Source organism: Acinetobacter sp. 1125_18A, from assembly GCF_052824985.1.
Map to the genome: position 1 here is coordinate 56,190 of NZ_VTDG01000008.1, position 13,644 is coordinate 69,833.

General features: G+C 37.5%; 11 protein-coding genes and 1 pseudogene. 4 read left to right on the forward strand and 8 right to left on the reverse strand.

All coding sequences use genetic code 11. The features are described from left to right. The first annotated feature begins 503 nt into the window (after positions 1-503). The 3 genes and pseudogenes from FY049_RS14680 to FY049_RS14690 all read left to right on the forward strand — a co-directional run bounded on the left by FY049_RS14680 (position 504) and on the right by FY049_RS14690 (position 2,343). Positions 504-1,151, forward strand: coding sequence for an RBBP9/YdeN family alpha/beta hydrolase (locus FY049_RS14680; RefSeq protein ID WP_446083927.1), 648 nt, complete (start codon positions 504-506; stop codon positions 1,149-1,151). Positions 1,152-1,479: 328 nt separating this feature from the next. Next, positions 1,480-1,911 (forward strand): annotated as a pseudogene (locus FY049_RS14685) (PAAR domain-containing protein); the annotation flags it as partial. Between the two features lie 12 nt (positions 1,912-1,923). After that, positions 1,924-2,343, forward strand: coding sequence for a hypothetical protein (locus FY049_RS14690; RefSeq protein WP_333664407.1), 420 nt, complete (start codon positions 1,924-1,926; stop codon positions 2,341-2,343). A gap of 132 nt (positions 2,344-2,475) precedes the next feature. Here the strand turns inward: FY049_RS14690 and purD are convergent, their stop codons facing one another. The 7 genes from purD to FY049_RS14725 all read right to left on the reverse strand — a co-directional run bounded on the left by purD (position 2,476) and on the right by FY049_RS14725 (position 9,757). Further along, complete coding sequence (gene purD / locus FY049_RS14695; RefSeq protein ID WP_004719304.1) at positions 2,476-3,759, reverse strand: phosphoribosylamine--glycine ligase; 1,284 nt, start codon at positions 3,757-3,759, stop codon at positions 2,476-2,478. A 144-nt stretch (positions 3,760-3,903) separates the two neighbouring features. After that, positions 3,904-5,478, reverse strand: a complete 1,575-nt coding sequence (purH, locus tag FY049_RS14700; protein ID WP_446083928.1) for a bifunctional phosphoribosylaminoimidazolecarboxamide formyltransferase/IMP cyclohydrolase — start codon at positions 5,476-5,478, stop codon at positions 3,904-3,906. A 94-nt stretch (positions 5,479-5,572) separates the two neighbouring features. Next, entirely contained in the window at positions 5,573-5,842 is a 270-nt protein-coding gene (fis, locus tag FY049_RS14705) for a DNA-binding transcriptional regulator Fis (RefSeq protein WP_001086304.1), read from the reverse strand. 375 nt (positions 5,843-6,217) lie between these two features. Further along, positions 6,218-7,078 carry a zinc-ribbon and DUF3426 domain-containing protein gene (locus FY049_RS14710; protein WP_224963798.1) on the reverse strand — a complete coding sequence of 287 codons (861 nt, stop codon included), beginning with the start codon at positions 7,076-7,078 and terminating at the stop codon, positions 6,218-6,220. Positions 7,079-7,099: 21 nt separating this feature from the next. Continuing rightward, on the reverse strand, positions 7,100-8,002 hold the full coding sequence (prmA, locus tag FY049_RS14715; RefSeq protein ID WP_446083929.1) for a 50S ribosomal protein L11 methyltransferase: 903 nt from the start codon (positions 8,000-8,002) through the stop codon (positions 7,100-7,102). A gap of 127 nt (positions 8,003-8,129) precedes the next feature. Continuing rightward, positions 8,130-9,005: a bile acid:sodium symporter family protein gene (locus FY049_RS14720; RefSeq protein ID WP_224963796.1), complete on the reverse strand. Its 876-nt coding sequence runs from the start codon at positions 9,003-9,005 to the stop codon at positions 8,130-8,132. Positions 9,006-9,334: 329 nt separating this feature from the next. Then, positions 9,335-9,757, reverse strand: coding sequence for a hypothetical protein (locus FY049_RS14725; RefSeq protein ID WP_353162979.1), 423 nt, complete (start codon positions 9,755-9,757; stop codon positions 9,335-9,337). Positions 9,758-10,016: 259 nt separating this feature from the next. On the opposite strand from FY049_RS14725, the gene mnmG reads away from it, so the two are divergent. Further along, a complete protein-coding gene (gene mnmG, locus FY049_RS14730; RefSeq protein ID WP_353162873.1) occupies positions 10,017-11,897 on the forward strand; it encodes a tRNA uridine-5-carboxymethylaminomethyl(34) synthesis enzyme MnmG in 1,881 nt (626 codons plus the stop codon). A 479-nt stretch (positions 11,898-12,376) separates the two neighbouring features. On the opposite strand, the gene FY049_RS14735 is transcribed toward mnmG, so the two are convergent. After that, complete coding sequence (locus FY049_RS14735) at positions 12,377-13,372, reverse strand: helix-turn-helix transcriptional regulator (RefSeq protein WP_004719313.1); 996 nt, start codon at positions 13,370-13,372, stop codon at positions 12,377-12,379. Positions 13,373-13,644: the final 272 nt, after the last annotated feature.

Genomic DNA, 13,644 nt, shown 5'->3' on the forward strand with positions numbered 1-13,644 from the left:
TAAATCGAATTTTTAACATTTTGAAAATAAATAATGCGGTGACGTACTTGTCTGATTGCGCTATCTATATTCTTTACATTTGAGGATTAGCAGTATGTTTTAAAAGAATTTTAATTGTTTAAAACAGACTCTAAAGATTTGTTTATCATATCAATAAATGAAAATTATACATAGTGGCTGCGTGTTGACATTGGGTAGTGATGTCGTTGCATGAATATCAATGTTTTTATTAATTTAATAAAGAAAACAAATGCTTTTGTTGAATGCTAAACGATAAATGATTAAATTTTATACTTATTCATAATATATAAATTTTTTAGGATTTATTATCTTTTTTTTAAATAAGTAAAATAAACTTAGATCTGCATCTATAGCAGTGCTCTGATAAGCGTTATTTCAAATTGTTAGGCGAAATAGGGTGATTTTATTCAAACAGTGATTGACATTGACACTACTGTCATACTTTAGCATGAAGATCTTATATACATCAAAGAGATCAATAAATGAAATTAATCATCTTTCTTTTAAGCAGTTTGTTATTGCTAAATACTGCATATGCTCAAAATAATGTTTATATCATTCATGGCTATGGTGCAAAGGTGGATGATCATTGGTTTGATTATATTGAGGAAAATTTACAAGATAAAAATACTAAAGTTGTAAAGATCGCTTTACCGAATTCAAGAAATCCAAATCTTTTACAGTGGAAGCAAACCTTAAAAAATAATGTTGCTCAAATTGATCAGCATACATTTTTTGTTGCGCACAGTTTAGGATGTATTACGCTGCTTGATTTTCTGTCTGAATTGGATTTTCAACAGATAGGTGGTGTTGTCTGTGTATCTGGATTTTCGAATAAATTGGCAGTATTACCTCAACTGGATTCATATATCGCTGAAACAAATAAGGATTTTTCTTTTAAAAATAAAATATTAAATCGAAAAATGTTTATATCGAGTAATGATCAATATGTTCCAACTGATTTAAGTATCTCACTGGCAGAAAAATTAGAGTTTCCTTATGAAATTATTCCCAATGCTGGACATTTTTTAGCGAGTGATGGATATCGGGAATTTCCTCAATTATTAGATTGGCTTCAAATGGTCATTGGTGGTGTTGAGGCGGTAGGTGATTCAAATGATTCAAACTAAATTTTTACAACATCTTTATTATAAATTAAGTTGGATTAAGCTTTTCTATGAATAATCGTAAAGGCGACTGATACTTTACAATTACAAGCGTTTTTTTGCTGAACTCATACTGTTTAGTTGTTTTGAGATAGTGGAAAGAAGAATTGACTAAGAGGATTTTTGAATAAAAGGCAAAGTTGATTTATTGGTTTTTGGTTGATTTAATTTATTGATTTTTCATTTTATTTATTGTTTTTATTAGATTTTTTGTAATAAAAACTATTCATTTTTTTAAATTGTTATGTTTAAATCGAACATTCTTTAATCAAGATTAAATTAAAAAATAATAATGAAAGCATTAATTACAGTTGGTTGTAAGACTGATCATGGCGGAGTCATAATTTTAGGTGATGTTTCTTTTCTTGTGGAAGGTAAAGCAGTGCATCTAGATGGTATGACTCACTTTTGTCCAAAATGTAAAGTTCAATCTAAGGCTATTGCTTCTAATCAAGGTTTTGTGGTTGTTAGTGGTAAGAGTGCTGTAGCTGATGGTGATAGTTCAACCTGCGGTTCAAAATATTTAAAAATTTCAGATCTTGCAGTTATGAGTAATGGGGCTAGTGTTGAAATGAGTAATGCAGTGACAGCACCTTTAATGAAAAATAATTTTATTGAATATCAGAAAAATACTTATGATGAACAGTTACAATTGCAAGATATAAATAGTGAGCCTTATGCCAATCTTGAATATTTAGTTACTTTTGATGATGGCTCAACTTGTAAGTGAGATAAAATGAAAAAAACAGCATTATTTTTATCTATTGTATTACTCTTGCTAAATGGTTGTAAGAAAAAATATGAAGATAACTTTGAATATAAGATAGTGAACAAAAAAATATGTGCTGTAAAGAATAGAGTAGTGGAGAAAGCAAATCATATAAATTGGTTATTTCTGGAGGTTCGGAATTCTTTGGGTGATGTTGTGAGTGGAAATTTGCAGGTTGATAAAAACGCTAAAGAGTACCTTTTTTGCTCAGATTTGAATGAATTTAAAAAAGAGGTTGGAGAAGGGGTTATACAATCAGATATTTCAATTGAATTAGATAATACTTCATCCGTACAAGAATATAATTTCAGGAATTATTCTTGTATTTTTGCAGACTCAGTAAAATTAAACTTATCTCAACGTGATTCATCTAAAAGCTGTACCTGAAAAAACCTAATATGTATGTACGAAGATATGAGTTTTATAATCTTTATTTAAACGTAAATTTTTGATCTGTTTGTCGTTGGAGATTTACCAAATAAAAAACCCGCCTAGGCGGGTTTTACAACTCAATCGAGTTTAAGCATTTTCACGAGCAATCGCACGGTAACCAATATCTTTGCGGTATTGGACACCATCAAAAGTCACTTTTTGGCAAAGTTCCAAGGCTTTTGCTTGCGCTTCACCAATTGTGTTGCCTAACGCTGTAACGCAAAGTACACGACCGCCAGCAGTCACTACATCACCATTGGCATTATTTGCTGTACCTGCATGGAAAACTTTAGCATCTGTCATTTGGGTATCTAAACCATAAATGACATCATCTTTGCTCGAAGTTTCAGGATAGCCTTTAGACGCAAGCACAATACCAACAGTTTTACGCTCATCCCATTCAGCTTCAGTAGGTAAGTTACCAGCAATACCAGCTTCTACTAAATCAACCAAAGAAGATTTTAAGCGCATCATGATCGGTTGAGTTTCAGGGTCACCAAAACGGCAGTTAAATTCAATGACACGAGGTTGCCCTTGCTCATCAATCATCAAGCCAGCATACAAGAAACCTGTATAAGTATGACCATCAGCTTTCATACCATCTACGGTTGGACGCATGACTTCTTTCATGACTCTGTCAAAAACATCTGCAGTCACAACTGGGGCAGGGGAATATGCACCCATACCACCCGTATTTGGACCTTGGTCAGCTTCAAAAATACGTTTATGGTCTTGTGAAGTTGCCATAGGTAGGATGTTGTCACCATCAATCATACAAATGAACGATGCTTCCTCACCATCAAGGAATTCTTCAATAACAACACGCGAACCTGCATCACCAAATTTATTGCCTGCAAGCATGTCATCAATTGCATCAAATGCTTCTTGATTGGTCATCGCAACAATGACGCCTTTACCCGCAGCAAGGCCGTCTGCCTTAATTACGATTGGTGCGCCATTTTTTTCTACAAATGCTTTGGCTGCATCCACTTCAGTGAATACATCATAGAATGCTGTAGGAATGTTATGACGTTTTAAAAAGTGTTTGGCGAAAGCTTTAGAGCCTTCAAGTTGTGCTGCAAATTGGGTTGGTCCCCAAATTTTAAGGCCAGCTGCTCGTCCTGCATCGACCACACCATTTACAAGCGGTGCTTCAGGACCAACAATAATGAGGTCAACGGCATTATTTTTTGCAAAGTCGATAATGGCAGGGTTGTTGAGAATATCTAAAGCAACATTTTCACATTTATGTTCAGTTGCTGTACCCGCGTTTCCTGGTGCAACAAAAACTTTAGTGACTTGATCGTCTTGCGCAATTTTCCATGCTAATGCATGTTCACGACCACCACTACCCAAAACTAATATGTTCATCTTATGGATCCTTTTTTAATCCCTCCCAACCTCCCTTTATACAGGAAGGGGTATCACGAATTTAAAGAGTCCTGTAGTTCGTGACAAGTCCCTCTTATGAAAAGAGGGACTTAGGGGGATTTTTAAATAATGATTTATTGTGAATTAGTGACGGAAATGACGCATACCCGTGAAGACCATTGCAATACCAGCTTCATCCGCTGCTGCAATTGTTTCTTCATCACGCATTGAACCACCCGGTTGAATAATACATTTGATACCAGTTTTTGCAGCGTTATCAATACCATCACGGAATGGGAAGAATGCATCAGATGCCATAACAGCACCTTCAACCACTAAACCTGCATGTTCAGCTTTGATCGCTGCGATACGTGCAGAGTTTACACGGCTCATTTGACCAGCACCGACACCAATGGTTTGACGGCCTTTAGCATAAACAATAGCATTGGATTTAACGTATTTGGCTACTTTCCAAGCAAAGATTAAATCATCGATTTCTGCTTCAGTAGGGGCACGCTTAGTTACCACTTTAAGATCATCTTTGGTGATCATACCGAGGTCTTGGTCTTGAACTAATAAACCGCCATTGACACGTTTATAATCGTATTGTGAAGCACGTTCATCAATTTTAGGAAGTTCGCCACATACCAGTACACGAACGTTTTTCTTTGCGCCAGTCACTTCAAGTACACCATCGGCAATACTTGGTGCAATAATCACTTCAACAAATTGACGGTCAACAATTGCTTGAGCTGTAGCAACATCTAACTCACGGTTAAATGCAATGATGCCACCAAATGCTGATTCTGGATCAGTTGCATAAGCAAGATCGTATGCAGCCTTAAGACCATCTAACGATACTGCAACACCACATGGATTTGCATGTTTAACGATGACACACGCTGGTTTTGCAAATGATTTGACACATTCAAGTGCTGCATCTGTATCCGCGATATTGTTATAAGAAAGTTCTTTACCTTGTAACTGCTTAGCAGTTGAAACCGATGCTTCAGTTGCAGTCGATTCTACATAGAAAGCAGCGGATTGATGTGGATTTTCACCATAACGAAGATCTTGTACTTTATTTAACTGGGTATTGAAAGTACGGGCAAATTTGTCAGCTTGACCTTCTTCTTTACCAACACGTGCACCGAGGTAAGAAGCAATCATGCCGTCATACTGGGCAGTATGTTCAAATGCTTTAACCGCTAAATCGAAACGAGTCGCATAAGATAAAGCACCATCCGCTTTAAGTTCTGCAATTACAGTTTCATAATCAGTCGCATTTACGATGATACCCACAGATGCATGGTTTTTCGCAGCTGCACGAACCATTGTTGGGCCACCAATGTCAATATTTTCAATTGCATCTGCAAGCGAGCAGTCTGGTTTAGCAACAGTGGCTGCAAAAGGATAAAGGTTTACGACAACGAGATCGATTGCATCGATGTTGTGTTCAGCCATGACAGCTTCGTCTAGACCACGACGAGCCAAAATGCCTCCATGAATTTTAGGATGCAGTGTTTTTACACGACCATCCATCATTTCTGGGAAGCCTGTGTGCTCTGAAACTTCAACTACAGCCACATTGTTGTCTTTAAGCAACTTATATGTACCGCCAGTAGATAAAATTTCCACCCCAAGAGCAACAAGGTTCTGGGCAAATTCAACGATCCCGGTTTTATCAGAAACAGAGATTAAAGCGCGTTTAATAGTCATGATCTTCGTCAACAGTTTTTAAGTCTAGAGATTGAACAGGTAGGCAAAATATAGGTAAAAAAAATGCCCACGCAAGCCGTGAGCATTTTATCATTTATTCACTCATTAAACCGTGAGCTTTTAACTTTTTGCGTAAAGTGCCACGGTTCAGTCCGAGAATCTCAGCAGCGCGAGTCTGATTCCCGCGTGTGTATTCTAAGACAACAGATAAAAGAGGTTTCTCCATTTCTGCTAGCACCATGTCGTACACTTGTGATGGTTGCTCACCTTGCAATTGTGCAAAATAGTGACGAACTGCGCGATCTACGTGAATACGAAGAGCGACGTCAGATTGTGCAGTAAAAATAGGAGATTTGCTATTCATGCGAGTTAATCCGAAAATCAAAATATTACTTGGGTAAAGTAATATATAAATGTGGTCTAAAAAAATCTGAGCTCCGTTTTAGATCCTAAAACGGTTGGCTCTAAAACAAGAACAATTAGCTTGCCACAAATCGTCGAGTTGAGTGAAAAATAAGCGTAACAATAGATTAATATTTGTTACAACACTCTTTTAAACAAAAAAATGTTCTACTTGCGCGATATTGGATATAAAGCACATAACAAAACAGTATTTTTTTTGAAAAAATGCGAGGAGTTTGCAGGACAAAGCTTTCGTGGCGCGTATGATACCATTGTCTAAGAAAAAATGAGCAAGAAAACTACATTTTTTTTCATTTTTTTATAATTTTTTTTAATTTTAAGGGTGAATAATGTCTAATTGGTGCTGATCAAAACTTTTTCTTGGCTCTGTAACAACAAATTTAAAAGGGTATGGGCTATTTTTAGGAATACGCTTAATTCCAACCAAACTTTCAATCAGATATTGCTCAGGTGTAATCACATGTGTAGCAATGATCTTATTTTGAGCTTTTAAGGTGACTCTTATTAGGGGTAATTCTAAGCTTTTAGAATATTGGTTATTGAGTTGACCTGAAAATTGCGTCTCGTCTCTACCAAGTGCTTTAACTTTAAGATGACTAATCACAATTTGTTTATAGCGTTGATCAACAGTATCACACTGTAAGACGGCACAGGTTTGGGTAAAGACAGTATTTAAAAACGGATAACGATCAGTTAAGTTTGGATTAAACCAAAGGATTTGAAATAATAAAATGCTGAGTAGGGCAAGGTTGATCAAGCTCCACGCCAGATAATAAAACGTACTTTTGGGTTTTATTAAATGTTGCCCGTGGTTATTTAAACCTTGTGATAGGTTTAAGCTTGGAATGTTATTGACCGGTTCATTGTTGAAATAATTCAAATTGTTTAAGTATGTTCTTAAATCAATATTGGAGTTTTCAATTTTACGATTAAAAATATCTAAGACATTGGTTTCGATTTGTCGTTTCGTCGTAATGAGGTTTTGTGCCTGATTTTGCACGACAGTATCAGGATCGATCTTGGGTTGAGCAGGTTGACTGTTTTGTAGATGGATTAATGCATTAAAATTATGTGAACATTTCGGACAACAAACCATACCCTGCGCAACAGTGAGTTGCGTAACTGATACTTTATAAACTGAAGCACAATTTGGGCATCGGGTTTGTTTTTCGGTCATAAATATTTATATTTTCATAGATTAAATAGCCTTACGCGACCCAGAAATTCTGCACCAGGTTTCTTCACGTTTCTCGACTTCTACTATATCAAAAAATTCAGAATAAATACTAGAAACATCAGTAACTTGCTCTTCAATTACGCCAGCAAGTGCGAACTCTCCCTCAGATTTAATCAAAGTTGAGAATTCTTTAGCAAGTGACATAAGTGGACCTGCAAGAATATTTGCAACTAAAATATCAGCCTGTTGGTTTTTAAATTCTGCATTGAACTCTTCAGGTAATCCAACATAAAGATTTTCAAGAACGCCATTCAGCTCAGCATTTTGTTTGGTTGCTAAGACGGCTTGTGGGTCAATATCTGTTGCATAGACTTTCTTTGCACCTAAAAGCAGTGCTGCAACACCGAGGATGCCTGAACCACAACCATAATCAATCACCACTTTATCTTTAACATCGGTTTTGCCTAACCATTGTAGACAAAGGAAAGTAGATGCATGGTTACCCGTACCAAATGCTAAGCCTGGATCAAGTTTGATATTGACTGCATCCGCTTCTGGTGGCTCTATCCATTCAGGTACGATCCAATACTTTTCACCAATTTGAATTGGTTCATAGTAATCCATCCAAGAACGTTCCCATACTTGGTCTTCAAGAAATTCACTGCGCATCGGTTCAGTTGGGAGTTGGGTACGAATAAATGTTTCTAGTGCTGTTACATCAATGTCTTCGCCTTCTTCTTGCGCATAAATTCCTGTAACAATCACTTTATTCCACAGCGGAGTTTCACCTGGGAGTGGTTCAAGCAAGTCTTGGTTTTCAGCATCATCTAATGTCACGCTGACTGCGCCTAAAGAACTTAACAATGTTTCAGTAAATTCAACTTGAGCTTGTTCTACAGTAATATGAATTTGTAACCACTTCACGGCAAAGACCTAAATCGTTTTCTTAAAGGCAGTATTGTAGCCGAAACTGGGAAGTTACGCTTATATTCAGTGGGAAAATAAAAAATGGATGCTTAAGCATCCATTTTAGTCGAGGTGTATTATCGCTTTAAGCAGCAGATTCAGTTTCAGTTGTAGCATGTCTTGAAATTAAGGCACCAAAAATAGCAGCGAAAATATACATAAAGATTGAGTAAACCGCTGCAGGCATCGCGACTGTAGAATTTGCGATGACAGTTAAAGCAATTGTCATGGCTAAGGTACTATTATGAATGCCGATCTCAAATGCACATGCACGTGCTTGAGCACTATTAATACCAAGTAATCTTGGAACAAAGTAGCCAATAACCAGACTGCAAATACAGAAAATCACCGTGGCTAGGCCGACTTGAGTCAGGTATTCCATGATATGTGCACGTTCTTTGGTGATTGCCCCAATAATAATGAGAATCAAAAACACCACTGAAAAAATTCGCAAAGGCTTACTTAATTTTTCAGTAAAGTGTGGCGCATAATGTCGAATGAGCATGCCGATACACACAGGAATTAAAATAATTGCGAAGACTTGCAGTATCTTACTGAACTGCATGGTGATTTGTTGCCCATCATTCATAAAGTATTGAATCGAAAAGTTTACGATTAAAGGCAAGGTAAAGGCAGCAATGACCGAGTTAATTGCAGTTAAGGTAATATTAAGTGCAATATCCCCTTTAAATAAATAACTAAATAGATTGGCGGTACTTCCTCCAGGTGAGGCAGCAAGTAACATTAAACCAACGGCAAGCAAAGGTGGGAGTGCAAGCACTTTACAAATGATAAAAGCGATACCGACCAAAAGTACCAACTGACAGAATAACGCAATCAATACGGCTTTAGGGTGTTTAGAAACTCGCGCAAAATCTTTTGGAGTAAGTTCTAAACCTAGTCCAATCATAATAATGGCGAGGGCGAGGGGAAGCATTATGGTAATTATCCCTGAATCCATAGTTTCATCCTTTTTGTTGTTTTACATCAATTTAATATGTGAATATTCCGTACTCGATTTGAGTGTAATCGAAAGATATCGAATTGAAAAATGAAATCTATGACTCAGAAATCTTCTTGGAAATATATGTTTTAAATATATAGCATTAGGCCGAATAACAATTGATTCATCGTAGACGTAAAACTATATGGATACAGATATTAATCAAGTCTACACACAGACTTGAAATAAAAAAGGTGCTCCATTTTTCAATGGAACACCTTTTTGCTCAGACATGCTATTTATAAAAGCAGGAATTTATAAAAGCACGTATTTATGCCTAAAGCAGATTATTGCGCTTGGATCGGATCTTCGCTTGGAGCGGCTTGACTCGGTTGCTCCATTGCAGGCTGTTCTGCTTGTGAAGCATCATTTGTTGCTGGTGCATCTGCACTCGCTGGAGCAGATTGTTCTACAGCTGGGCGGTTTTCAATGGCTGGTTCAGGCGCTGCAGCAGCGGCAGTTGGGTTGCCACCTGCAGGTGCTGGGAAGCTAAATTGTAATTTACCATTTTCATTTGGTTCACATGTGCCGTTAAAAGTTACACCTTTATTGGCGTAGGTGACCCAGTCACCTTGTTTTTTCTTGGCACATACCTGAATTTGCTTTTTCACTTCGGCTTTGCTGGTGTTTTCATCAGCAGCATGGGCAAAATTAAATGCAACACAACTGAGTAAAGATGCTGTAATTACTTTAGACATGGTATTTTTCATCATGATATTCCTTATATATAAAGTCTCGAAAAAAATAATTTGTCCGTGTATTGTCTATCGTATCGTGAGTTTTTGATAAGTTAAATTCTATTTGTAGGGCAGTCATGAAACGAAGTGTCAATTTATGTTGCCTATGTATAAGAGATGTTTAATCGTTCATACGCATGATTGAAGGAAATAATATTTGTAAAACTGCCTAAAACTAGAAGTAAAATTTTGCTATAATTTCCTGTCATTCTTTTATCTCTCATTTATCACTATGCATTATCCTAAAGTTTACGATGTCATTGTTATCGGTGGCGGTCACGCAGGTACGGAAGCGGCACTGGCTGCGGCGCGTATGGGTCGACAGACTCTGCTTTTGACTCATAACATTGAGACTTTAGGGCAGATGAGCTGTAACCCAGCCATTGGTGGTATTGGTAAATCTCACCTTGTTCGCGAAATTGATGCCTTAGGTGGTGCAATGGCATTGGCTGCGGATAAGGGCGGTATTCAATTTCGTATTTTGAACTCGCGTAAAGGCGCAGCTGTACGTGCAACTCGTGCACAAGCGGACCGTATCCGTTATAAAGCCGCAATTCGTCATACACTTGAAAATCAAGCCAATTTAGATATTTTTCAACAATCTGCAGATGACTTAATTGTTGAAGGCGATACGGTTAAAGGTGTAGTGACCCAAATGGGTATTCGCTTTGATGCGAAAACTGTGGTGTTAACAACAGGTACATTCTTAGGTGGCATGATTCACGTTGGGCTAAATAATTCGTCAGGTGGACGAGCAGGCGATCCACCATCAATTTCGTTAGCAGCTCGTTTACGTGAATTAAATCTACCAGTAGGTCGTTTAAAAACTGGTACACCACCACGTATTGATGCGCGTTCTGTCGATTTTTCTGTGATGATTCCGCAACCGGGTGATTTCCCATCACCAACCATGTCATTTATGGGTGATGCTTCGATGCATCCTGAGCAAGTAAATTGCTATATCACGCATACCAATGCGCGTACTCATGAGATTATTCGTGGTGGTTTAGACCGTTCGCCGATGTATACCGGGGTGATTGAAGGTGTAGGTCCACGTTATTGCCCATCGATTGAGGATAAAATTCATAAATTTGCAGATAAAGATTCGCATCAGGTATTCCTTGAGCCAGAAGGCTTGGATACACACGAGCTTTATCCAAATGGTATTTCAACATCTTTACCATTTGATGTGCAGTTTGAGTTGGTACGCTCAATCCGTGGTATGGAGAATGCACACATTCTTCGTCCAGGCTATGCAATTGAATATGATTATTTCAATCCGCAGTCTTTGAAATTCTCACTTGAAACCAAATCGATTAATAACTTGTATTTTGCAGGTCAAATTAACGGTACAACAGGTTATGAAGAAGCTGGTGCACAAGGTTTATTGGCGGGCTTAAATGCTGCACGTCGTGCGTGGGATCAAGAGCAATGGACGCCTAAACGTGATGAAGCGTATATGGGCGTTTTGGTCGACGATTTGATTACCTTAGGTACCAAAGAACCGTACCGTATGTTTACCTCTCGTGCGGAATATCGTTTGATGCTTCGTGAAGATAATGCTGATCAACGTTTAACAGCAATTGGCCGTGAAATGGGCTTGGTTGATGATGAGCGTTGGGCTTCTTATTGTGAAAAAATGGAAGCAGTCGAAAAAGAAACAGGTCGTTTACAACACCTTTGGGCTGCACCGAACAATCCAATGGGTAAAAAATTCGTTGAATTGACGGGTGCTGATCTTTCTAAAGAGTGTTCTGCAATCGATTTACTTAAACGCCCAAACATTAACTTTGCACAAATTGCTGAATTAACTGGTTCTGAAGTATCTGCATTTGTTGGTGAGCAGATTGAAATTGCTGTGAAATACGAAGGTTATATCAATCGTCAGCAAGAAGATGTTGCGCAAATGAAGCGTTTGGAAGACACCAAAATTCCAGCTGATTTTGATTATGATATTGTTTCAGGGCTTTCTCGTGAAATCACCATGAAACTGAAAAATGTATTACCTGAAACATTGGCACAAGCCAGCCGTATTCCGGGTGTAACACCTGCTGCTGTTCAATTGGTGATGATTACAATTCGTAAAAATAACCAAGCGAGAAAATCAGCTTAAGATGTTGAATTGTAAGAAACCCGCTATATGCGGGTTTTTTATTGTCTCTAGCTTGTCTTTTCTAGCTTATCTTTGTTAAGGCTCAATTTACGATTTATTTTTAAAGGCATATTTTAAATACACAGATCCACTCTAACTTTATAAAAATAACTCCTAAACAGAATTGATGAAAAACAAAGCAGTTTTAATTATTTTTCAGTTTGCAAAATCATCGCTATAGTCAATTTACATTCAAAAGAGAGGTGAACACCATGACAATGAAATCAATCCGCTACAATAGTGCTGAACTTGCGTGCTGTAACATGTGATGTTTAACATACTCCAATAAATCCCATGTCTTGTGGACATGTAAAAATGTGACATGGGTTTTATATCAGCGCAAAAACAATAAAATTTAAAAACAACAGTCAAAACAATAAATCAAAGAGCCGAAAGGCTCTTTTTATTTTGATTATCTTGGCTTGGATGAAGTCGATAGATTATTCAATTTCATGTACTGCATTAAACACTTCAACAGGCTCAATTCGGACTATCTTTTTACCAAAACTTCTTAACCACCATACCAGTTGTGAGGTAAATGGAACCACAGCACTGACTTGATACAGTTCTTCATTCAATTGTTCAACTTTTTGCTCTTTACTGAGTTGGCTCTCCGTAAAGTATTGTGCATCATCTTCGTGCATAACTAATTTTAATTCAACATTTTCGGTCGGTCGAGAAAAGTCGACTCTAAAGCCCAGCGCACCAGAATCGATATATTCATCAATATCGAATTTGACTGGGTGTAAAGCACGTAAATCTAAAACAGTTGCAGATTTAAAACGGTGTAATGCAAAGGTTTGAACTTCTGTCTTGTCATGACGCGTACAAATCAAATAGATAATTGCACCTTTTTGAACCAAACCTAAAGGATTTAGAGTATAAGTTTTCTCTTCACCCTGATAACCACGTGCACGATAGACACATTCAATTTGTTTATCTTGTAGTAGTCCTTCATAAATGGCTTGCTGTGCATGTCTTTCCACCAGAGGAGGGATTACTGGTTGGCTTGCAGGCACAATTCGAACACGGTTAATCCATTGTCGAACATTGTTCTGCGTAGAAAGGCTACGCCGTGCCAAATCGAACCAAGGGTTCATTTCATCAATTAAACTCGGTGGAAGCAGGTGTTTTAAATGTTCTTCAACCATCATAAACGTGACTGCTTGCGAGCTGGTCATATGCGGCAGACTTTGAATCGGGGCATCTGAACGCCAACGCCAGCCTTGTGGTACAGTTTTGTTACTCTCGATAGGAAAGCGTTGAGCAATCTGATTTAGATCACGCTGAATCGTGCGTAAGCTGATTTCGATCCCTTCACGTTCTAAAACTTCTTGTAATTCACGTGTGCCCATCCACTTCCCAGTAGAGAGTCGGGACAGGATTTGCCATTGGCGATAGAGGCTATTGGAAGTTTCTTTTTCTTGTGCAGACATGGTTTGGTATCAATGGAATCGTGAATGTTTAAGGGAAATAAATCAGCTACACAATAGAAAATTAAAACTGATTCTGCAAGTTATATCCTGTGAGTAGTTGCTTAGGTGTTGAAAATATTAGCTAAAAAATTTTGAAACAAGTTCGATCAAAACTCACATTGAGTGCAATAGTAAACAATGAATTAATAAAACTGAGCCAGAAAGATTTAATTGTACAGGTGAAGAATACAGGATATGGCGATTTAATAATATTTTGGCATTGATATTGCATT